The sequence below is a fragment of the Trebonia sp. genome, assembly GCF_030042015.1.
GTDB lineage: Bacteria > Actinomycetota > Actinomycetes > Streptosporangiales > Streptosporangiaceae > Trebonia.
Map to the genome: position 1 here is coordinate 1 of NZ_JASIAL010000502.1, position 21,384 is coordinate 21,384.

The window sequence follows — 21,384 nt, forward strand, 5'->3', positions numbered from 1 at the left end:
AATGTTGACTAAAACTATCGGATTAATACACTTCTGTAGGTCACCACAAGTCGCCCTCTCCGGGAGGGTCGGTGATCGGCGGGCCCCAGCGTCGGAAGGCAACGTTCGTGACCACAGCGGGCGAGGGAAAGTCTTCGAGGAACACTCAACTGCGCAGAACGCTGTCGCTGCTCGGCGCGATCGCGATCTCGATCGGCCTGATGGCGCCCAGCATGGCGGCCAACATTACGCCGCAGGCCACCGCCGGCATCGTCGGCCGGGCCGTGCCGCTGGCCTTCGTCTTGGCCCTGGTCACGGTGGCGTTCGTGGCGCACAGCTTCATCCGGCTCACCCAGCACTTCCACCACGCGGGCTCCGTCTACGGGTTTGTGGGAGCGACGCTGGGCCCGCGGGCCGGCGTGGTGGCCGGCTGGGCGCTGGCGGGCACTTACGTGCTGTTCGCGGCCATCACCGTCGCCGCGGCGGGCATATTCACCGGCACGTTCCTCGGTGACGTGGGCATCTGGCACGACCCGCCCGGCTGGGCGCCGTTCGCCATCGTCCCGTTCGTCCTCGTCCTCGTGTGGGCGTTCGCTCTCTTCTCTGCCCGCCAGGCCACCCGGACGGTGCTCTGCTTCGAGGGCGTGACGGTCACCCTCATCGTGGTCGTCGCGGTCATCGTGCTGGTCAAAGTCATCGCGCACCAGACACCCGGCGGCCAGCACTTCACGCTGTCGGTGTTCGAGCCCGAGCCGGGCACGGACTTCGGGACGATCTTCAAGGGAGCGATCTTCGGCTTCCTCGCGTTCGCCGGCTTCGAGGCGGCGGGCACCCTCGGCGAGGAGACCCGTCAGCCCCGCCGCAACATCCCCCGCGCGATCTTCGGCGTGGTCCTGCTGGGCGGCGTCTACTTTGTGCTCGTCACCGCCGTGGAGGTGCTGGGCTTCGGCACCGGTTCGCAGGGGGTGACCGCGTTCGTCAACTCCGGCTCGCTGCTCGGCGATCTGAGCAGCACCTACGTCGGGTCCCCGCTGGGTGACATCATCACGGCGGGCACCGCGATCAGTGCCTTCGCCTGCGCGCTGGCCTCCACGGTGGCCGCCTCCCGGCTGGTGTATGCGTTCGGCCGGGACGGTCTCGGGCCGCGGGCGCTGTCGCGGACCTCCCGTCGTACCGCCACGCCCACGGTGGCGCTGGCCGTGGTCGGCGCGCTCACCGTCATCGTCATCTACGCGCTCCGCCTGGGCGGCGTGTCCGACGCGTTCAACATCTTCGCCTGGGGAGGGACGATCGGCACGCTCACCCTGATCGTGGCCTACGCGCTCGCGGCGCTCGGCGTGGCCCGGCTGTACGCTACGGGCAGGCACCGGCGAGGCTACCGCTGGGAGGCGGTGATCCCGGTGGCGGCGCTAGTCCTCCTCGGGTTCACGATGTACTACAACCTGGAGTTCACCACGGACTCCGGTCCCGGGTTCTGGAACCCGGTCATCGCCGGGATCTGGGTGGTACTCGGGATCGCCATCGTCGTCGCCTGGCCGGGCGTCGGCCGCCGGGTCGGTGACCGGCTGCTCGCCGAGGACGGGCTGACTTCGGCAAGCGACGAGACGGTGGAAGACCAGCCGCACGCGCAGCTCGCGGGCGGGCACGAAAGCGTGGTGACCGAATGAGCGCGGTGATATCCCCGATCCAGGACCGCCTGGCCAAGGCAGGCGTCGCGGGAGTCACGATCGCGTGGGCCGACAACAACGGCATCCCGCGGTCCCGCACCGTGCCCCTCGCCGCGCTGCCGGACGCGGTGCAGCGGGGCGTGGGCATCACGCCGCTGTTCGCCGTCTTCGATTCCCACGACGGCATCACCTTCGCCCACGACAGCCTGTCGACCCCCTCCGGCGACATCCGCCTGGTGCCGGACGCGGACCTGGTCACCGCGCTGGCCGGCCAGCCCGGCTTCGCGTGGGCGCCGGGGCGGCAGGTGGGTCCGGACGGTGAGCCCTGGCCGTATGACCAGCGGACCCGCCTCGATGCGCAGGTAGCGCGGGCGGCTGCCGCCGGCCTGTCGCTACGCGCCGGGTTCGAGCTGGAGTTCTTCGTCTCCCAGGCAGGAGACGAGCCGGCCGCGGCCCAGCAGGGGCCCGCCTACAGTCCGCACGCGCTGCTGCAGGTCGATGAGTTCGCGGCGGCTGTGCTGCGGGACCTGGCGGCGAACGGCGTCCCCGTGGGGCAGTTGCACGCGGAGTATGGCCTGTCGCAGCTGGAGGTCAGCCTGGCGCCGGCCGACCCGGTCACCGCGGCGGACCGGCAGCTGCTGGCGCGGCAGACCATCCACGCCGCCGCCCGCGCCCGCGGGCTGCGGGTCAGCTTCGCCCCGCTGGTCACCCTGGAGGGGGTCGGCAACGGCCTGCACCTGCACGTGTCGGTGAGCCGCGGCGGCGGCAACCTGCTGGCCGTCAACGGTGCGGGTCTGCCCGGCGGCGACGGCGCCCGGTTCCTGGGCGGGCTGCTGCGGGACCTGCCGGCGATCGCCGCGGTCAGCGCGCCGAGCGTCCCCTCCCTGCTGCGCCGCCGCCCCGGCTACTTCGCCGGCGCCTACCAGTTCTGGGGCGTGGAGAACCGCGAGGCGCCGCTGCGGTACGTGCCCGCTTCCGCGTTCATCGGGACCGACCGGGCCAACGTGGAGCTCAAGGCGTCTGACGCGTCGGGCAACCCGTACCTGGCGCTCACCGCCGTGCTGGCCGCGGGACTGGCCGGCATCGACGACAACGCCGAGCTCCCGCCGCCTGTCCAGGAGGACCCCGGGGCCTGGAGCAGCGAACAGCGGACCGAGCGGGCCATCCCGGCGCTGCCCGTCACCCCCGAAGGCCAGGAACGGGCGCTGCTCGACAGCAAGCGGATCGGCGACGCCCTGGGCGAGCCGCTGCTGGGCGCCTTCACCGCCGTCCGCCGCGCCGATGCCGCCTGGGCAGCGGAGCACTCCCCGGAGGAGACGGTCGCCTCCCACCGCTGGCGGTACTGACGAGGCCGCTTCACATTCCGCCGCGGGTGGTCCGTAGTCGGGTTACGTCAACGGGCTGCCGAGGACGCCGTTTCCTGGCGTTGCCGCTGGCCGGCTGCCGACGGCTGTCGTCAGGTGACTAGTGCGGCGGCGATTTGCTGAGACCTGGCACATTAACTCAAGCGCCGCACTGCGGAAGGGTTGTGTGTGTTCAGCGCCGTGTCACATGGAGCAGCCGTGGCGATAACCGCAATTCTCGATCTGCAGCTCAAGGCCGACTCGCTGGAAACCGCGCACAAGGTCCTGCACGCAACGCTTGCCGACACCCGCGCGTTCCCCGGCTGCGTGGATGTCACGGTCTTGGTCGACAGCGACGACCCGGCACACGTGGTCCTGTATGAGACCTGGGAATCGATCGATCATGACCGGGCCTACCGCGCGTGGCGGGCCAGCGCCGAGGGTACCTCGGACCTGGGCTCGATCCTGGCCGCTGCGCCCAAGCTCAGCCTGTTCACAGTTGCCGAAGGCGTCTAGGGACGGCTCCGCCCGGAATACTGAGGCCGGTGACGACCCAGGCGGTGTCGTGACCTGCAATCATGCCCGGGTGCCCCCAGGCCCGGCACCCGCTGCCGCCTGCACGCGCTCGCCGCGGATGCCAAGGTGAATAATTAGCAAACTAAAACCAATGACGGATCGCCGGATGGCCCGCCGCCCGCTGTCCCCGTCCGGCCGTGCCGCACAGAATTTTTCCGAACGATCCGGGCCGTCTCCGAAGCCCAGCCCGCTCTCCAGCCCGCTGACGTCGTCCGGCGCCGGCCATGCTCACGTTGCCCTGACCGCGCGGCCGACTGCGGCGGCACGCCCGCCGGGCCGGACGCGGCGGCGGGAACGCCTCGCCCGCATCGGCCAAAGGGGCAAGGGAGCTGGAAGTTGCATGGCGTCTCATGTTGCCTTGATACGTCAAGGCCTATTCACTGACCACCGGGCTCGGTGCGATGAGTGACCTGTCTGCGGCTACGGTCGTCCTCGTCCACGGCTCGTGGCATGGGTCCTGGTGCTGGGAGCGAGTGGCGCCGTTGCTCGCGCGGCACGGCTTGCGCGTGGCGACGATTGATCTTCCGAGCTGCGGTCGTGACGCGGCGGGCCTGGCTGACCTGGACGGTGATATCCGCGCGGTGCGGCTACTCCTCCAACGGCTGGAAGGCCCGGTCATCGTCTGCGCGCACTCCTACGGCGGCGCGCCGGTGACAGCGGCGGCGGCCGGGCAGGCACAGGTGCGGCGGCTGATTTACCTGTCGGCGTTCATGCTCGACGTTGGCGAGTCGTGTTCGGCGATCGTCGGCGGCTCGTTGCCTTCCTGGTGTCTCGTCCTCAACGATGGCACGTTCATCATCGATCCTGCTGCCGCGTCTGGCATCCTTTACGGGGACTGCGATCCGCTGGTCTGCGAGCTGGCGATCAGCCGCCTGGTCCCGCAGCTGATGGTTACCTCGGCCCAGGCGGTCGATGCCGCGGCGTGGCGGACAATCCCTGCCACCTACGTGGTGTGCACGCTTGACAGGGCGATCCCGCCGACCGTGCAGCGGCGCCTGGCCAGCCGCGCCAACCAGAGCGCTGAGCTCGCGAGCTCTCACTCCCCGTTCTTCTCCATGCCCGGAGCTGTCGCATCTTTGATCGCGCGGTGCGCCGCCTGACCGGCCGATTGCCTGGTCACGCTATCGCTGCCAGCCGCAGGTCGCGTATCTCAATCCGCGGGTCAAGTTCAGCGATATACGTCACCGTGCGAGCTATGTCGTCCGGTCGAAGCAGGCCTTCATCGGACGTGGCGGCCCACGTGTTTACTGGCCCGGGATACAACGTGGTGACACGGACTCCAGCGTTGTTCACTTCCAGGCGCAGTGAATCTGAAAAACCTTGTACCGCGTATTTAGACGCTGTGTAGACGGCCTGGGACCGCGGCGGGGCTTGAACGTTGCAGGAGGCGATGTTGATCACCAGCCCATGTCGCGCCCGGAGATCAGGCAAGCATGCCTTGGTGATCTGAATGAGTCCGGCCACGTTGACCTGAACCAGCTCGGTGATGGCGTCGTCGCCGAGATCATCGAGCGGAGACTCGCAGTACAATCCCGCATTATTGACCAGGAGGCCGATATCTCCCAGCTGCCTCCGCACATCCCGAATAGCCCTGGCTATCTGGTCAGGATGACCCAGGTCGCACCGCAGGCACAGCGCGTCACGGTACTGCTGGCTGTCGGGGTTAATCTCACGAGCTACAGTCGCCACGCGGAATTCCCGTCTCACCAATTCGCCGACGATCGCCGCACCTATACCTTTTGTGCCGCCCGTTACCAGGGCTACGTTATTTCTCATCTATTTGCCTCCTGCGCCCGGTGGGGACATTTCCCGGGCGTGCCGTCCTCCCCTACGCCGCCGCTCAGCTCGCCGGCTCGCTGCTGGGTGTGCTGCGGCCGGGGTCAGGCTGGGCCAGCTGGCTGTTTGTCGGAGAAGCCGCCAGCATCGGCGTGATCATTGTCGTCGCCGGTGTATTCCTTCGGTGCGCCGGCTAGCTCCAGCGGTACCGTGGCTGGCCGGCGCCCTCGTCGGGGGAGGGGGTATCGCGGGCCTCGATACCTTCACTGGGGGAGCGACAACCCGGCCCGCCAGTTCGGTCCTGCCATCTTCGCCGGACAATTCGGATTCCTCGAAAGCTACCCGCCGCTGGGCGGGGCGGCACTGGCCGTGTGGCTGCTCGGGCGCTTGCGCTGCGCGGTGTTGACGCACCGGCTCTGCGGTCCGCGTCCGTCGGCACGCCGTCAGCGGCCGGGCAGCACCGACGCTCCCGGATAGGTCCCCGCCGAAGCCCGGATCCGCAGTTCATCCAAGGTCGGCCTCGCGCGGCGGCGGCCGGTACTGCCAGTGCCACGGCTCGGCCCCCATGCCGAACTCGTTACCGGGCAGCCAGGACTCCTGGAACCGGAACCGGGCCGCGTGCTGTCGCAGCCAGGCGTATTCCGCGGTATATGCGAAGTCGCCTGGGCTGGTGTCAGACGGAGACCCGTCGACGTTCTTGAAGTCGATGGCAGCCTTGCTGGCAATGGTGTGCTGGGAGTACGCCGGCGGCGAGACGTGCCGGATGGCCTGTCCGATGTCGCCCTGGTAGCGGGCGGCCAACCAGCCGACGAAGACGGCAACCTGGCAGGCGGGCGAGCGGTAGCACGACTGGATAAGTAGCTGACGACCCGGGTGCTCGTCTGCGAACGCATCGTTCAGCGCGGTGTACTTCTCAAAGACGCGCGGCTCGAGGTCCCCTGCGTAGGGCGTCTCTACCCCGTAGTCGCCTGGCCGCAGTCTGATGATCTGCTCCACGAGGTCGCGCTGCCCGTCGTCGAGGAACTCCCGGAGCCGGTCCAGGGTAATGACGGGGGTCAGCACCCGATCCGCTTCGAGCTGGTCCAGCCGTGCTAGGAATCTGCTGAGCAGAGCCTCGTCAAAGGATCGCACCGGGACGGCCACGGGCTGATGCTACAAGCGAAGTCCGGCCGGCGAGGGCTGGCGCCGACCTGCCGCTATCTAAGCCGGCACTGACAGTAGCCGCCCGCGGCCCGGGCGTTCCGCAGCAAAGTTCCGCTTCCCGCCGAAGACGAGCAACTGGCGCGGGTCAATGGAGCCCTGATGGCGGCGTGCGGTGTGCTGCTGGCGATTGGCTGGGTCCCGCGCGTGGCCGCCCTGGTCCTGGCCGGCTCGATGATTCCCACCACCCTGGCCGCGCGCTCTTTCTGAAAAGTCAAGGACCCGGCTGCCCGCAGGCAGCCAACAGATCCAGTTCCACAAGAACATGGCCGTGATCGGCGGGCTGCTGTTCGCCGCGCTCGACTCACCGCACGCCGGCTCTTAGCGGCCCGGGTAGCGAGGAGACGTTTGCCTGCTGGGCCGGCGGGAATACCGACGTCGTTTCAGGCTGGTCGCCGCGCTCACGCGGCGGGAGCGCACTGGCCTGCCGCCCGCGAGTGCGAGCGAGAGTCTGCGGTTTGCTTTGGGGGAAGCAATGCCCAACACCTTCGCCATCGACGTCTCCCGTATCCGGGACGAGGCCCGCCAGCACCTGGAGCAGGGGCCGGTCACCCCGGCCGACACCACCGACGTCGACGGCGTCATCACGGTGCTCAACCAGGTAGTCGCCAGCGAAATGGTGTGCTACCTGCGGTACACGCAGAACGCGATCGTCTGTCAGGGCATCGACCGGGAGCAGGTCGCCGCCATGTTCCAGGACCACGCAGCCGAAGAACTCGGGCACTTCCGGCGAGTATCTGACCGGATCAACCAGCTCGGCGGATCGCCTGACCTGAATCCCGCCACGATGAAGGAACGCGCCGTCACCGACTACTCCGCCCCCGACGATGAGACCGACTTGCAGGGCATGATCCGCGAGAACCTCATCGGCGAGCGTATCGTCATCGAGTTTTACACCGAAATCATCCGCTGGCTCGGCGAGCACGACATCACCTCCCGGCGGCTCATCGAGGAGATCCTCAAGGAGGAAGAAGACCACGCGGACGAGCTCAACGACCTATTCGAAGGCTGAGGCAGCCCAGGACCACGGGGGGTCTGATGCAGCTAGGGCGGTTGATTCGTTCGTGGCCGGTCTACCGGCAGTTGTCCGGGCCGGACCCGCTGGGGCGCGGGCAGGCGGCCGAATCCAGACACTCGCAGGGCATGGTGCCGCGCACGCAGTCGGCCGACCGCGTGGTCGGCTCGGTCTGCCCTTACTGCGCGGTCGGCTGCGCACAGCACGTCTACGTCAAGGACGAGCGCGTTATCCAGATCGAGGGGAACCCGGACAGCCCGGTCTCCCGCGGGCGGCTGTGCCCGAAAGGGTCGGCCAGCAGGCAGCTCGTCAACGGCCCGCAGCGCGAACAGAAGATCCGCTACCGGCCGCCGTACGGCACCGAATGGACCGAGCTGGACCTGGGCACCGCGATGAACATGATCGCCGACCGGGTGCTGGACGCGCGCCGCAAGGGCTGGCAGGACGCCGACTCAGACGGGAACACGCTGCGCCGCACGATGGGCTTCGCCAGCCTCGGCGGCGCCACGCTCGACAACGAAGAAAACTACCTGATCAAGAAGCTCTTCACCGCGCTGGGCGCGATCCAGATCGAGAACCAGGCGCGTATTTGACACTCCGCCACAGTTCCCGGTCTGGGAGCATCGTTCGGCCGCGGCGGCGCGACCGATTACCTGCAGGACCTTCCCAACGCCGACTTCATCGTCATCATGGGCTCGAACATGGCCGAGGCCCATCCGGTCGGGTTCCAGTGGGTGACAGAGGCGAAGCGACGCGGCACCCGGGTCTTTCACATCGATCCGCGGTTCACCCGGACAAGCGCACTTGCCGACCAGCACATCACCCTGCGGGCAGGGACCGATATCGCGTTCCTGGGCGGGGTGATCAATTACGTCCTGTCCAACCAGCTGGAGTTCCGGGAGTTCGTGCAGGCGTACACCAACGCGCCGACGCTGGTCAGCGACCAATTCCGGGACACTGAGGAGCTGGACGGGCTGTTCAGCGGGTACGACCCGGACACCGCCTCCTATGACCCGTCGAGCTGGTCGTACGAGAGCATCGCGGCCAAGCCGGCCTCGGGCCGGCGCCACAAGCAGCAGTCAGCGCCGGACCGGCACGGCTCGGCCGGCCCTGTGCTGGTCGGGGCGTCCGGCGCGCTGGCCGCCGATCCCTCGCTGGAACATCCGCGCTGCGTGTTCCAGGTCCTCAAGCGGCACTTCGCCCGGTACACCCCGGACATCGTCGAGCGCATCTGCGGCGTCCCCCAGGACCTCTTCCTTGCCCTGTGCCGGGCCTGGACGGAGAACTCCGGCCGGGAACGCACCACCGCGCTGGTGTACAGCGTCGGCTGGACCCAGCACACCCTTGGTGCGCAGTTCATCCGGGCCGGGTCGATCATCCAGCTGCTGCTCGGCAACATCGGCCGTCCCGGTGGCGGCATCTACGCGCTGCGCGGGCACGCCAGCATCCAGGGGTCCACCGACATCCCGACCCTATTCAGCCTGCTGCCCGGCTACCTGCCAATGCCGGATACCACGCACGAGAACCTGGCCGGCTACCTGGAGGAGGTACGCGGCCACCACCACAAGGGCTTCTGGGTGAACGCCGACGCCTACCTGGTCTCGCTGCTGAAGGAGTACTGGGGCGAGGCGGCGACGCAGGAGAACGACTTCTGCTTCGGCTACCTGCCGCGGATCAACGGCGACCACGGGACCTACCGGACCGTGATGGACATGGTGGACGGGAAGGTGTCCGGCTACTTCCTGCTCGGCCAGAACCCGGCGGTCGGGTCCGCGCACGGCCGGCTGCAGCGGCTGGGGCTGGCTAACCTGGATTGGCTGGTGGTCCGCGACCTGGCCATGATCGAGAGCGCCACGTTCTGGAAGGACGCGCCCGAGGTCGAGACTGGCGAGATCGTCCCCGAGCGCTGCCGCACCGAAGTGTTCTTCATGCCGGCCGCCTCGCACGTGGAGAAGGCCGGAACGTTCACCCAGACGCAGCGGATGCTGCAGTGGCGGGACAAGGCAGTGGAGCCGGCCGGCGACCAGCGATCCGAGCTGTGGTTCTTCTACCATCTCGGCAGGCTGCTGAAGGAGAAGCTGGCCGACTCGGCGGACGAGCGAGACCGCCCGATGCTCGACCTGGCCTGGGATTACAAGACTGACGGCGACGAGCCATCCGGCGCTGACGTGCTGCGGCACATCAACGGGATTGACCTGCGCACCGGCCGGACCGTCGGCGGGTACACCGACTTGCGCGCCGACGGCAGCACGGCATGCGGATGCTGGATCTATAGCGGCGTGTATGCCGGTGAGGTGAACCAGGCCCGGCGCCGTGTACCGCACGGCGGGCGGGGGCGGTCCGCCCCGCAGTGGGGCTGGGTGTGGCCGCTGGACCGGCGGGTGCTGTACAACCGTGCTTCGGCTGACCCGCAGGGCCGTCCGTGGAGCGAGCGCAAGGCTCTGATCTGGTGGGACGCCGAACACGGCGAGTGGACTGGCCACGATGTCCCGGACTTCGAGAAGACCAAGCCGCCGGACTACCGGCCGCCCGAGGGCGCCGAAGGGCCTGCTGCCCTGCACGGCGACGACGCGTTCATCATGATGTCGGACGGGAAGGGCTGGCTGTTCGCGCCCGCGGGCCTGGCCGACGGACCGCTGCCCACGCACTACGAGCCGCACGAGTCGCCCGTGCGCAACCTGCTGTACGGCCAGCAGGCCAGCCCGGTCCGCAAGGTGTACGGCCGCCCGGACAACCCGTCCAACCCCTCCCCGCCGGAGGCGCACACCCAGGTGTTCCCCTACGTGCTCACCGCGGCGCGGCTCACCGAGCATCACACCGCCGGCGGGATGAGCCGGCAGCTTCCCTATCTGTCCGAGCTCCAGCCGGAGCTGTTCGTCGAGGTGTCACCTGAACTGGCCGCCGAACGGCGCCTGCGACATCTGGGCTGGGCCCACGTCATCACCAGCCGCACCGCGGTCGAGGCGCGGGTGGTCGTCACCGACCGGATGGCTCCGCTGCGGGTGGACGGCCGCGTCGTGCACCAGGTCTGGCTGCCTTACCACTGGGGCCAGACCGGGCTGACCGCCGGGGACGTGGTCAACGACCTGATCGGCGTGGTCGCCGACCCCAACGTGGATATCCAGGAAAGCAAGGTCCTGACCTGCGACATACGTCCCGGGCGCCGCCCGCGTGGCCCGGCCCTGCTGGAGTACGTCGCCGGTTACCGCCGGCGCGCGGGGATCACGCAGGAAACAGGCACCCGGATCCTCGAACACGGCCCGGCCCACGTGGAGGTGCGTGCATGACCACGCGCGAGCACAGCCTGTACGGACCGCTGGCCGACCCGGCCGCCAACGCCGGCCATCTCGACCACCCGCCCCGGGTCGGGTTCTTCACCGACACCTCGGTCTGCATCGGCTGCAAGGCCTGCGAGGTGGCCTGCAAGGAGTGGAACAACGTGCCCGAGGACGGCCTGAATCTGCTGGGCATGTCATTCGACAACACCGGAATGCTGGGCGCGGACTCCTGGCGGCACGTCGCGTTCATCGAGCAGGAACGCCCGCTCGGGCGGCAGGACGCGGGCCTGGGCGAGCTACCCACCGGCCCGTCGGTCACCGAGGCGGCGGCCGAGACCGTGGCCGAGGCGTTGCGCGGCACGCAGCGAGCCGGCGGTGACCTCGGCACTGCCCCGGTCGATCTCGGGTTCCCCTCCTTCGACCTGCCGGGCAGGACCCCAGGCGAGCACGAGCGCACGGAGTTCCGCTGGCTGATGTCCTCGGACGTGTGCAAGCACTGCACCCACGCCGGCTGCCTGGACGTGTGCCCGACCGGGGCGCTGTTCCGCACCGAGTTCGGCACCGTAGTGGTGCAGGCCGACATCTGCAACGGCTGCGGCTACTGCGTTTCGGGCTGCCCGTACGGGGTCATCGACCGGCGGCACGGTGACGGCCGGGCCTGGAAGTGCACGATGTGCTACGACCGGCTGCGCGGCGGCCTGGACCCCGCCTGCGCGCACGCCTGCCCCACCCAGTCGATCCAGTTCGGCCCGCTCGACGAGCTGCGCGAACGCGCCGCGCAGCGGCTGGACCAGCTCCACGCGGCCGGCGTTCCCGAGGCACGGCTCTACGGCGCCGACCCCGGCAACGGGGTCGGCGGCGACGGCACGTTCTTCCTGCTGCTCGACGAACCCGAGGTGTACGGGCTGCCACCCGACCCGGTAGTGCCGACTCGTGACCTGATCTCGACGTGGAAGCACGTCGGCCTGGCTGCCTCGGGCCTGCTCGCCGCGGCCGTGCTGGCGTTCGCGGGGAGGGGAGGGAGGTGACGGCGAGGGACACGCAGGTCCGGTCCCTGAGCCGCGTCGACGGGAGCAGAGAGCAGTTCCCCGTGCCGGGCGCCACGTTCGAGTCCTACTACGGCCGGCCAGTGCTGAAGCCGCCGGTGTGGGAGTGGACGATCCCCGCGTACCTGTTCACCGGCGGCCTGACGGCCGGCTCGGCCCTGCTCGCGGCAGGCGCCGACCTGACGGGCCGTCCGGCGCTGCGGCGGGCAGGCCGCCTGGGCGGCTTCGCGGCCCTGCTGGCCAGCATGGGCCTGCTGATCGCCGACCTGGGCCGGCCCGAACGCTTCCTGCACTTCCTGCGAGTGGCCAAGCCCACCTCGCCGATGAGCGTCGGCACCTGGATCCTCGTCGCCTACGGGCCGGGCAGCGCCCTGTCAGCCATGGCCGAACTGCTGCCGCCATGGCTGCGCGCCACCACGCCAGGCCGGCTCCTGCACGCCGCCGGCCGTCCGGCCGGCTTGTCCGCCGCGGCATTCGCGCCCGGCGTCGCCTCCTACACCGCCGCACTGCTCGCGCAGACCGCCGTGCCGGCCTGGCATGAGGCCCGCCGGGAGCTGCCGTTCGTGTTCACCGGCTCGGCCGCCGCCAGCGGCGCCGGCCTCGGCCTGCTGCTCGCGCCGGTCGCCGAGGCCGGCCCGGCCCGGCGGCTCGCGGTGATCGGCGGGGCCGCCGAACTCGTCGCGTCCCGGCTGATAGAACAGCGACCCGGCCTGGTCACCGAGGCGTACACGACCGGGCGCGCGCACCGGATGCGCCAGCTTGCCGACTACCTCACGGCGGGCGGGGCGGTGGCCGCGGCGTCCGCAGCCCGGCACAGCCGCCTGGCCGCCGCCGCGGCCGCGCTGGCCTTGCTGGGCGGCAGCGTACTGCAGCGCTTCGGCACGTTTGAGGCGGGCGTCGCCTCCACCAAGGACCCGAAGTACGTGGTGGTGCCTCAGCGCGAACGGCTGCTGGCGGCCCCCCGCCTAGCGGCGCCTGGCTAGGATGCCAATCGGTGCGACGAGGCTGATGGACCGGCTCAGCGAACGGGACGCGATGGACCGGTTGATCGAGGCGGTCCGGGCCTGCGTCTTGGCCTGCGGGGCCGGGGACTCAGCCGGGTACGACTACGGGGGACGGGCCTTGCCCTGCTCGCAGTCGCCGCCGCGCTCGCCCTGGCGGGCGTCATCCTCGCCGTCATCTTCTCGGCGATGCCCGGACGTGACCAGCGGTCCCCGTTCGAACGCCACATGCTGGTCCTGTGCGTGAGCCTGGACCGCCGCCCCGGGGACTACCCGCTATCGGCGCCCGCGCGGGAACATGCCGGATCCGGAGCGGATCACGCGGTCCCGCGGCGACACCGACACCCCGGCGTGGTGGCGCCCATCGCGCCCCGCGGACGGCCAGTGTCGGCAAAACCTAAGAAGTTCCTAACTAAGCTATTACCTAGTTTTCCGGGTCGTATTATTCGGATTTTATGGCTCCTAAAGCCGGGTCCCGCTGTGAGCTCTCGGCGCGCGTTGACGACGGCGCGGACGGGCAGCCGCCACGCCCGACGCCCAGCGATCGGCTGCCGCGCCCGTGGCTGTTCCCGTTGCTGGTCTTCGCGGCCACGTGGGCCCTGATCCTCGTCACCTGGCACGTGGCGGCCGCGATCTACGGCGTGTCGATGCCGTGGCGTAACTACTTCCTGTTCAAGGACGCCAACTTCTACATCTGGATCGCCCAGCATGGTTACCACTCGCCGAGCGCCTTGCCCCCAACAGTGGCACCGGCGGAGACGGCCTTTTTCCCGCTGCTCCCGGCCTTGGTCAAGGCGGCCAGCTACCTGCTAGCCTTCACCAGCTCGCGGTACCTGTGGGCCGGGCTGCTCGTCCAGGTGCTGTCCGGCGCCGCTTCGGCGGTCGCGGTATGGGCGCTCGCCGCCCGCGTGCGGGACCGGTGGCTGGCCGACCGCACAGTGCTGCTGTTCTGCGCGTTCCCTGGCGCGATGACGTTCGGCATGCTGTACAGCGAACCGCTCGGCATCGCGCTCGCCGCGGGCTGCCTGCTCGCCGCGGTGAACCGCAAGTGGCTGCTCGCCGGCGTCCTCGGGCTGCTCGGCACCGCCGAGCACTCGACGCTGATCGTCCTGGCGCCGTGCCTGGGCATGACCGCGCTGCACGCGATCTGGACCAGGCGCGACTGGTGGTCGCTGATCGCACCCGTGCTCACGCCCCTCGGGATGCTGGGCTATTTCGCATATCTCGCGCCGCGCTACCACGACTTCTTCTTCTGGTTCGAGGTGGAGGAGAAGGGCTGGAAATCGGGGATCGACTGGGGCGTGCAGGAGTACCACCTGGTCACCTGGACCGACCCTGCGGCCACCAAATACGCGATGTTCAACTCGCTGGTGACGATCCTGTTCGTCGTCTCCGTCATCGGCATCGCGTTGCTGCTCGCCGCGCGGGTGACGCTGCCGGTGACCCTGTACACGGTGCTCATGTTCATCGACCTGGTGATATCGGCGTCGGCGGATAAGCCGCGCTTCATCTGGACGACGATCGGCATCTTCATCGGTTTTGCCGGGCTGCCGCGCTGGCTCTACTGGCCCCTGGTGGTCGCCTCCGCCGGGCTCCTGTTCTTCCTGATCGGCTGGTGGCCACAGCACCTCCGGGGTCCCGCGCCCTGACGGCGCGCACCAGGCGCGGGCCCGCTAGTGAACGCGAACAGCGCGCTGGCGGGACGGCCACCAGAAGGCCCGCCAGGCTGGTGCTCGCCTCTGGCGCAGGGCCGTGCAGCAGCCGGCCGAAGCCCTCCTCGACGACGATCTGCCCGACCCTGGTGCGGTCGAACGGGGTTCCCTCGGGGCGCAGCAGCTCGACCACCAGCGCCCGGGCACCGTCCTTGGCCGGGGTGGTCTCCGTGGGCTCCGCCCCTTCGACCCCCGACACCCTGCCACGCTTCCCGCCGCAACATCGCGCAGGTACTCGCTCGCTCGCTCCGCTCGCTGCGCCGAGCCAACCGCCATCGCGACCAGTTTCCACCGTACGCCGCCACAACAGCCGCGGCTGCCCGCGGGGCGGCGCGGGCGCACCGCCCCGTGTTCAGTGGGCGGCCGAGGCCGGCTCCCAGGCCCATAGGTCCACCCTGTACGGTACCGGATGGCGCGGCGGGTAGTAGAGCGTGCCGGGGTCCTTGGTGGAGTTCAGCTTCATGACCTGCCTGACCACGCCCGCGTCGGCGTAGGGCCGCAGATCACTGCTGCTGCCGCCCAGGATGACGGGCGTCCGGCCAGTCGCGGAGATGTCGGAGACGACCGCCTTCACGACCGTCGGGCTGGCGGTCAGCATGCCCCCGACGGGCACGCCGCACATCCCCCTGATGCTCTGCATCAGGTGGTCCACGGCACCCTCGTTGACGATGACGACCGTCGCGTTGGGGGGCAGCTCCGTGCAGAGGTATTGCATCGCATCGAGCTCGCCGCCGTATGTGCGAGCGTCTCCCAGGCCGTCGAAGGTCAGGCGGATGCCGCCTGACGTGCTGATCCTCGGACCCCAGGTGGTCCACACGGCCGGTGCCACGATCGCGACCGCGCCGATCGCCAGGACGACCGCAGCCACGCCGGCCCCCAGCTCCGCGGGGGCATCCCGTTCCACGTAACGGCGGATCCAGCGGACCGCCCAGGCAAGGGCCCAGGTGGCGAACAGGATGAACCCTGGTATCACCGCGGGCACGAGGCGGCGGCTCGCCCACGGCTGGTCAGGGGTGATCGCCGGCCGGTAGAGGAACGTGACGATCGACCAGACGAGGACCATGAGCGGCAGGATCCAGTCCGGTGCCTGCCCGCGCAGGCACTTGCGGATGAGGAGGCCCGCGCCGAGCGTGCCGAGCAGGACGGCCGGGATGCCGATGTACCACCAGACCCAGTGCAGGCTGAGCTCGGCATGGGACGCCTTGACCACGCCGCTGGCGGTCGCCCCGTACGTATGCTGGAGGTGCGGCCGGAGCGCGAACACCGCGATGACGACGAACGCGAGGACCACTGACGCGTTGGCCAGCCAGCCCCACAGCCGGACCAGGCCCGGCTTCCTGTCCCACCGGGGCAGGCCTCGGCGCCGGATGTACAGCGTCACGCCCACAGTGACGATGACTAGGACGATGGTGATCTCCACGAGCGGCTTCACTGAGGACTCGTTCGTCATCATGTACTGCCACGCGAAGACCACCGCGTCGACGGCGCCAAAGGCCACGCCGACGGCGAACCCGGCAGTCAGCGGCAGCGCCTGTGGTTTGCGCAGGACGAAGAGGGCTCCGCAGAAGGGGATCGCGAGCAGGATGTCACTCGCCCCGTCGATCCGCACTAGGACCGTGAGGCCGAACGCGAGGCCGCCGAGCGCGGCGGACGCCCAGGTCGCGGTGCGGACCCAGCGGGCACCCCCCACGACGCTGCCCCCGGCGACGCCGGCGAGCAGCCCGCCGTTCTCACGGTCGCGGAGCGAGTCGAGCACCAGGGCGAGCCCCCCCAGAAACAGGATCTCCGCCAGCGGCTCGCTGTAGCTCGACCTGCTGGTGAACACCTGCGGCAGCGTGACCGCCGCCGCGAGGACCGCCAGGACCGCCCATCGCGCCCCGACCAGCCTGGCGGCCAGGCCGCCGAACGTCAGCAGCGCGAGCGCGCCGAGCACCGGTGAGACCAGCAGCGCGGCGTTGGCGCCGCCCAGCCACATGGCGCCGGCCAGCACCATCGGCAGGCCGGCCATGAACTGCGGCTGGACGGTGTTGCCGACCTGATAGTAGGCGTAGCTCGCGAAGGTCACGGCACCGCCGTGGGTGCCGCCGAACGCCGCCGCGTCCTGCGGAATCGGCAGCGAGCCGTGCCCGGCGATCCAGGTCGCGAACTGGTAGTACGAGCCGGGGTCGCGCAGCACCATGACGAACTGCGAGTGGTACGCGAGCTGGTCCGCGGCGAAGGCGGCCACGATCACCGCCGTGGCGGCCACGGTCCACCAGGGCGTGCCCGCCCGGGCCTTCCCGCTGCTGCCATCCCTGCGTGCCTCGGCCCTGCCTCCATCAGACAGCGGCAGCGCGGGCGCGGTGGATCCGGCCAGGCCGGGCACGGCGCGCAGGCCGTAGAAGAGCACTGGTATCGCGATCAGCACGGACAGCACGAGCACGGGAACCGGCCTGAACCAGCCGGCGAGCAGCAGGACGAACCCGCCGAGCAGCCAGGCCATCGCGCCGAGCGCCGGCAGCACAGAAATCCTGGCGAACAGCAGGCCGACCGTATCGCGGGACTGCACGTCGCTTCCCGCGATGACGTCGGCTCCCGCTGCGCCGGGGCTGACCGCGCCTGCCGTCGCGTCTACGCTCATCGGTCGTACTCCTTCAGGAAAGCATCGCTGTACGCGACCGCGTTGGCGCCCCCGGCGCCGGGCGCGTGCATCACAAGGAAGCCGGCGTCCTCGAACACGGTCACGTAACCGTGAGCGCGGAGCAGGTCGACGCGCTGCACTTGCGCCTTGATGCTGGGGAACGTGAACTGCGGTTGCGTCACGTTGGCGATCACCCAGGGGGTGAAGATCGGGGTTTCCCCGTCGCCGTCCCACACCAAGACGGTGTCGCGGGTGTCGAGCTGCGGGCCGATGTTGTTGACGGCGGCGACGACGACGCCGCTCGGGACGTGCGACGCGGCCGCGGCCTCGGCGGTCGCGGTCGCGTTCCGGTGGTAGAAGGACGCATGGAACATCTGCCCGAACGCGAAGTGCGGTACCAGGGCGATCGAGAAGATGCCGAACACGAGGGCGAAGCTCACCGCGATCTTGCCCGCCAGCCAGTGCGCCCCGTCGGCGAGCCGGGCCCGCGACAGCAACGCCCGGACCCGTGCGTTCCGCGCGATCCGCGTCGCCCGCCACTGGAGCCGCACCGCACCTTGGACCGAGGCGAGCGCGATGGGGACGATGAGGTAGGAGTTGTACTGGTACTCGGTCACCCACCAGTTCCCGAACCTGTTAGCCAGCATCCGCTCGGCCAGCAGCGGGAGGGCTACCCAGACGATCGGCGACAGCAGCGCCAGGAAGATGAACGGGGCGAACAGTTCGATCGTTGTGCGGACCTTGACGTGCGGGGTGATCAGGAGTTTCGCCGAGCTAAGGGGGTGCAAGGCGATGTGCCCGACCGCCTGCGTGACGTTGTTCCCGAGCGCGGTGTAGGCCCAGTAGTAGTTGGCCCGGCCGCCCATGGCGGGGATGAACACCCAGACCGCGACGAACGTGTACACCAGCCCGACGACGACGATCCCCAGGCCGACGAGACGCTGGCGGGGGATGCCCAGACGGCGGGTCACGATGAGGCCGAACCCCATCCCCGCGACGGCGAGGCCCATGTCCTCCTTGACCAGGAGCAGGAATGCCATCGCGACCAGCGCGCCGCGCAGGCGGCCCTTCTGCAGCCGCTCAAGAGCGATCGCGGTGAGCATCGGCGCCCACGCGGCCTCGTGGAAGTTGAACGCGGCGGCCGCCGCGATCGGCCAGCTCAGGCCGTAGGCCACGGACACGGCGTAGGCGGCGATCACGCCCATCCGGCCGCCGCCGACCGCGCGACGGGTGAACACCCAGATCGGCGGGATGGCGAGCGCGAACAGCACGGCCTGGGCGACGAGCAGGTCGCACGGGCTGTTGTAGATCCAGTACAGCGGCGCGAGCAGGGCGTCTATCGGCGAGAAGTGGTCGCCGAGGACCGAGAAGTTCGCGACGCCGAAGTTGTGCAGGCCCTTGGCGATCGAGATGCCGGCCCCGAAGTGCGCGTACGACCGGATCCCCTGATCGAAGATGCCCAGATCGTATGTTGCCACCCGGTACGTGTAGTACATGGTGCAGGAGAAAACGCCGTAGAAAAGCGCGAACAGCGTGGTGAGCACCGCGACCCAGCGCTTGTGCCCGGTCCAGCGCCAGAACGTGAGACGCCTGGCGGTCACGGCCAGCGCGCCGCGCGATCTCGGAGACTCCGCTGCCACTGTCGTGCCAGCGGATACTGCCGTGCCAGCGGATACTGCCGTGCCAGCGGACTCGGGCGCGCTGTCTACCGCGGCGGGCACGCCCCCACTAGCAGCCGCCGTGTCGTTCACGCTGTTCAGCGTGGGTTTAACGGTCACCTTACCCGGCGAGCCTTGCGAGCGAGACCAGGCCGACGCCCTTGCCAGGGAACAGCCGCTGGAGGTGGCGGAACGGCGCGGTCCCCAGCCGGGTCACCGTTCCGGTCAGCGCGGTGGACGGCTGCATGACGCGCCCCGACCCGGCGGTGCGCTCCGAGACCGAGGATGCCGCCGTGCTTGCGGCGGCCAGCCGCCGCCGCCCTATGTAGGCACGGCCCGCCTCCGTCACGGAGTTGAGCGGGTAGCCGTACCGGCGCACTGTGACGTCGCCGAAACCGCAGGAGGTCAGCAGCGCCGCCATGACCTCGGGGTCGTAGCGGCGGAAGTGGCCGACGAGCGTGTCGAACGCGTTGAACCGGTGCTGGTCGGCAGGGACGGAAAGGAGCAGCCATCCGCCCGGGCGGATGCGGCTCGCCCACTGCTTCACCGCCGTCGCGTCGTCCTCGAGGTGCTCGAGCACCTCGAAGGCGCAGACGAGGTCGAACTGCTCGTCGCCAAGATCCTCGGCAGCGACGTTGCGGACTTCGCCGCTCCCCGCCGCGGCGACCCGCCGCTTGGCCACCGTGCAGGACTCCAGGTCCGGCTCGACCCCGACGTAGCGGTAACGCTGCGCGAGCCGGACGCCGTATGCGCCACGCCCGCAGCCGATCTCCAGGACGTCGGTGATGCCAGCCGGCAGCATCCGCTCCACCAGGTCGTAGCGCAACCAGGCGTTCGGTGCCAGCGGGGCGATCGTGTCAACATCCCGGGTCGCCTTTCCCGCTCCCGTGACCATACGGCTCCTCATCGTGAAACGACAGTCGGCGGTCGCGGCGCTGGCCGATTTATCGAGATATCGCGCTGCCGACCCTGGGGCGCACATGGTTGAATACCCTAGTATTCCGATCCGGCCAGTAGGTAATCTTAGCCGAGCCGTTATAATCACGACCCTAGGGGGACCTGACGCCATGCCCCAGCCAGACCGCCCGGCCAGCGTGCGCGCAACGGCCCTGATAGCAGCGACGGGAGCAGCCCCTTGAGCGGTGGCGGTGGCAAGGGCGGGAACGAAGACACCGTTGTCGGGAACGCGGACCCAGGCGATTCGCCTTCCGGCGGCTCGCACCGCGCGGGGCGGGCGCTAGCGAAGAGGCTCCTGGCCGGGAGGATGTTCCGGTACGGGTTCGTCGTCCTGGTGGTCGGCTACGGCGCCTACGCGGTGAGCAAGCAGTGGACGGACATCCAGCACGCGGTTGGCCGCATCGGGCTGCCGATGTCGCTCGCCGCCCTGGTCCTGGTGCTGGCTGCGCTCTTCACCTCGATGCTCTCGTGGCGGGCGCTGCTCACCGGGCTCGGCTCGCCGCTCCCGGTCCCGGTCGCGGCGCGGATCTTCTTCGTCGGCCAGCTCGGCAAGTACCTTCCTGGATCGGTCTGGCCGGTGCTCGCGCAGATGGAGATAGCCACCGCGCACAAGGTGCCGCGGCACCGCACGGCGGGCGCGTCAGTGCTCACGATGCTGATGGCGCTGCTAGCGGGCCTGATCATCGCCATCATCGCGCTGCCGCTTAGCGGCGGCTCCACGCCGTACGAGTGGGCCTTCATTGCCGCGCCGTTCCTGCTGGCCTGCCTGTACCCGAAGGTTCTCAACTGGGGCTTCAGCCGACTGCTCCGACTGGCCAAACGGCCCCCGCTCGACCATCCGATCGGCGGACGCGCGATCGCGATCTCGCTCGGCTGGTCGTTCGCCTCCTGGCTCTGCTACGGCTTCCAGATCTGGTTGCTCGCCATCCGGGTCGGCGCGCCCGTCGCCAAGGCGCTACCGCTGGCGATCGGCGCGTTCGCTTTCGCCTGGTGCGCTGGCTTCCTGGTGGTCTTCGCCCCGGCCGGGGCCGGGGTGCGGGAGGTCATCATGGTGGCGATCCTCGCCCCGGTTGCCGGCAGCGACCCAGCCACCGCGATCGCGCTCGTCTCCCGCGCCGTCACCACAGTCGCCGACCTCGTCGTGGCCGGAGTGGCCACCGCCTACTTGCGCCGCGACCACAGTCGCCGCAGTGCTGGCCCAGAGGGGACGGTCCTCCCTGGGCTCCCCATTGGATTGGCTGACGGCAACCGCGGGCCCGAAGTGCCTGCCGTTACGACACCCGCCCGGAGGGGCTAAAGCACTGGCTCAGGCATGAGGATCCTTCCAGCCGACCCGGATCAGCGGCCCGCATCTGCGTGATCTCGGCTCGCCTGCAGGGCCACGCGCTTCTGCGGGCCAGACAGATCCAAGATTTCCAATCTTTCCGATCGGATTTACTGTATAAATTGGGGCTGAACAGGGTTTCACCATGAGGATCGGGTTCCGCTTTGCCAGCAGACAGCCTCCTCCGGCGCCCGCTGCTTAGCGGCGGGGGAAGGAACGCCGACGAGGCGCG

At 69.6% G+C, this 21,384-nt stretch carries 16 protein-coding genes and 1 pseudogene; 11 read left to right on the forward strand and 6 right to left on the reverse strand.

What is annotated here, in order from left to right:
• Window positions 1-107 precede the first annotated feature (107 nt).
• From Q1N79_RS26895 to Q1N79_RS26910, 4 genes are all read left to right on the forward strand, one after another.
• Complete coding sequence (locus tag Q1N79_RS26895) at window positions 108-1,646, forward strand: APC family permease (RefSeq protein WP_300613776.1); 1,539 nt, start codon at window positions 108-110, stop codon at window positions 1,644-1,646.
• Window positions 1,643-2,992, forward strand: a complete 1,350-nt coding sequence (locus Q1N79_RS26900) for a glutamine synthetase family protein (RefSeq protein ID WP_300613779.1) — start codon at window positions 1,643-1,645, stop codon at window positions 2,990-2,992. Before Q1N79_RS26895 ends, Q1N79_RS26900 begins: the two co-directional genes overlap by 4 nt.
• A 216-nt stretch (window positions 2,993-3,208) precedes the next feature.
• Window positions 3,209-3,505, forward strand: a complete 297-nt coding sequence (locus Q1N79_RS26905; RefSeq protein WP_300613781.1) for a putative quinol monooxygenase — start codon at window positions 3,209-3,211, stop codon at window positions 3,503-3,505.
• Window positions 3,506-3,966: 461 nt separating this feature from the next.
• A complete protein-coding gene (locus Q1N79_RS26910) occupies window positions 3,967-4,665 on the forward strand; it encodes an alpha/beta fold hydrolase (protein WP_300613783.1) in 699 nt (232 codons plus the stop codon).
• A 16-nt stretch (window positions 4,666-4,681) separates the two neighbouring features.
• Here the strand turns inward: Q1N79_RS26910 and Q1N79_RS26915 are convergent, their stop codons facing one another.
• On the reverse strand, window positions 4,682-5,341 hold the full coding sequence (locus tag Q1N79_RS26915; RefSeq protein WP_300613785.1) for an SDR family oxidoreductase: 660 nt from the start codon (window positions 5,339-5,341) through the stop codon (window positions 4,682-4,684).
• Between the two features lie 504 nt (window positions 5,342-5,845).
• Complete coding sequence (locus Q1N79_RS26920; RefSeq protein ID WP_300613787.1) at window positions 5,846-6,484, reverse strand: M15 family metallopeptidase; 639 nt, start codon at window positions 6,482-6,484, stop codon at window positions 5,846-5,848.
• Window positions 6,485-6,601: 117 nt separating this feature from the next.
• Here Q1N79_RS26920 and Q1N79_RS26925 point away from each other — a divergent pair.
• The 5 genes and pseudogenes from Q1N79_RS26925 to nrfD form a co-directional block, all read left to right on the forward strand.
• Window positions 6,602-6,751: pseudogene (locus Q1N79_RS26925) on the forward strand (DoxX family membrane protein); the annotation flags it as partial.
• A 265-nt stretch (window positions 6,752-7,016) separates the two neighbouring features.
• Window positions 7,017-7,553 (forward strand): ferritin-like fold-containing protein, encoded by a 537-nt coding sequence (locus Q1N79_RS26930; RefSeq protein ID WP_300613789.1) that lies wholly within the window; start codon window positions 7,017-7,019, stop codon window positions 7,551-7,553.
• A gap of 26 nt (window positions 7,554-7,579) precedes the next feature.
• Entirely contained in the window at window positions 7,580-10,843 is a 3,264-nt protein-coding gene (gene fdh, locus Q1N79_RS26935; RefSeq protein WP_300613791.1) for a formate dehydrogenase, read from the forward strand.
• Window positions 10,840-11,862 (forward strand): 4Fe-4S dicluster domain-containing protein, encoded by a 1,023-nt coding sequence (locus tag Q1N79_RS26940; protein ID WP_300613793.1) that lies wholly within the window; start codon window positions 10,840-10,842, stop codon window positions 11,860-11,862. Before fdh ends, Q1N79_RS26940 begins: the two co-directional genes overlap by 4 nt.
• A complete protein-coding gene (gene nrfD / locus Q1N79_RS26945; RefSeq protein ID WP_300613794.1) occupies window positions 11,859-12,863 on the forward strand; it encodes an NrfD/PsrC family molybdoenzyme membrane anchor subunit in 1,005 nt (334 codons plus the stop codon). Before Q1N79_RS26940 ends, nrfD begins: the two co-directional genes overlap by 4 nt.
• 123 nt (window positions 12,864-12,986) lie before the next feature.
• On the opposite strand, the gene Q1N79_RS26950 is transcribed toward nrfD, so the two are convergent.
• Window positions 12,987-13,109, reverse strand: a complete 123-nt coding sequence (locus Q1N79_RS26950) for a hypothetical protein (protein ID WP_300613796.1) — start codon at window positions 13,107-13,109, stop codon at window positions 12,987-12,989.
• A gap of 227 nt (window positions 13,110-13,336) precedes the next feature.
• Between Q1N79_RS26950 and Q1N79_RS26955 the strand changes: the two genes are divergently transcribed.
• Window positions 13,337-14,530 carry a hypothetical protein gene (locus tag Q1N79_RS26955; protein ID WP_300613798.1) on the forward strand — a complete coding sequence of 398 codons (1,194 nt, stop codon included), beginning with the start codon at window positions 13,337-13,339 and terminating at the stop codon, window positions 14,528-14,530.
• A gap of 415 nt (window positions 14,531-14,945) precedes the next feature.
• On the opposite strand, the gene Q1N79_RS26960 is transcribed toward Q1N79_RS26955, so the two are convergent.
• From Q1N79_RS26960 to Q1N79_RS26970, 3 genes are all read right to left on the reverse strand, one after another.
• Entirely contained in the window at window positions 14,946-17,213 is a 2,268-nt protein-coding gene (locus Q1N79_RS26960) for a hypothetical protein (RefSeq protein WP_300613800.1), read from the reverse strand.
• Window positions 17,210-18,814 carry a DUF2079 domain-containing protein gene (locus Q1N79_RS26965; protein WP_300613802.1) on the reverse strand — a complete coding sequence of 535 codons (1,605 nt, stop codon included), beginning with the start codon at window positions 18,812-18,814 and terminating at the stop codon, window positions 17,210-17,212. The genes Q1N79_RS26960 and Q1N79_RS26965 overlap by 4 nt, the downstream gene beginning before the upstream one ends.
• 178 nt (window positions 18,815-18,992) lie before the next feature.
• Window positions 18,993-19,778, reverse strand: coding sequence for a bifunctional 2-polyprenyl-6-hydroxyphenol methylase/3-demethylubiquinol 3-O-methyltransferase UbiG (locus Q1N79_RS26970; protein WP_300613804.1), 786 nt, complete (start codon window positions 19,776-19,778; stop codon window positions 18,993-18,995).
• Window positions 19,779-20,006: 228 nt separating this feature from the next.
• Between Q1N79_RS26970 and Q1N79_RS26975 the strand changes: the two genes are divergently transcribed.
• Window positions 20,007-21,125, forward strand: a complete 1,119-nt coding sequence (locus Q1N79_RS26975) for a lysylphosphatidylglycerol synthase transmembrane domain-containing protein (protein WP_300613806.1) — start codon at window positions 20,007-20,009, stop codon at window positions 21,123-21,125.
• Window positions 21,126-21,384 lie beyond the last annotated feature (259 nt).

Excerpts from the sequence above, each read along its gene's own strand:
- Q1N79_RS26900 (WP_300613779.1), top strand. The coding sequence starts at position 1,643 with ATGAGCGCGGTGATATCCCCGATCCAGGACCGCCTGGCCAAGGCAGGC.
- Q1N79_RS26910 (WP_300613783.1), top strand. The coding sequence starts at position 3,967 with ATGAGTGACCTGTCTGCGGCTACGGTCGTCCTCGTCCACGGCTCGTGG.
- Q1N79_RS26915 (WP_300613785.1), bottom strand. The coding sequence starts at position 5,341 with ATGAGAAATAACGTAGCCCTGGTAACGGGCGGCACAAAAGGTATAGGT.
- Q1N79_RS26930 (WP_300613789.1), top strand. The coding sequence starts at position 7,017 with ATGCCCAACACCTTCGCCATCGACGTCTCCCGTATCCGGGACGAGGCC.
- Q1N79_RS26940 (WP_300613793.1), top strand. The coding sequence starts at position 10,840 with ATGACCACGCGCGAGCACAGCCTGTACGGACCGCTGGCCGACCCGGCC.
- Q1N79_RS26955 (WP_300613798.1), top strand. The coding sequence starts at position 13,337 with ATGGCTCCTAAAGCCGGGTCCCGCTGTGAGCTCTCGGCGCGCGTTGAC.
- Q1N79_RS26960 (WP_300613800.1), bottom strand. The coding sequence starts at position 17,213 with ATGAGCGTAGACGCGACGGCAGGCGCGGTCAGCCCCGGCGCAGCGGGA.
- Q1N79_RS26970 (WP_300613804.1), bottom strand. The coding sequence starts at position 19,778 with ATGAGGAGCCGTATGGTCACGGGAGCGGGAAAGGCGACCCGGGATGTT.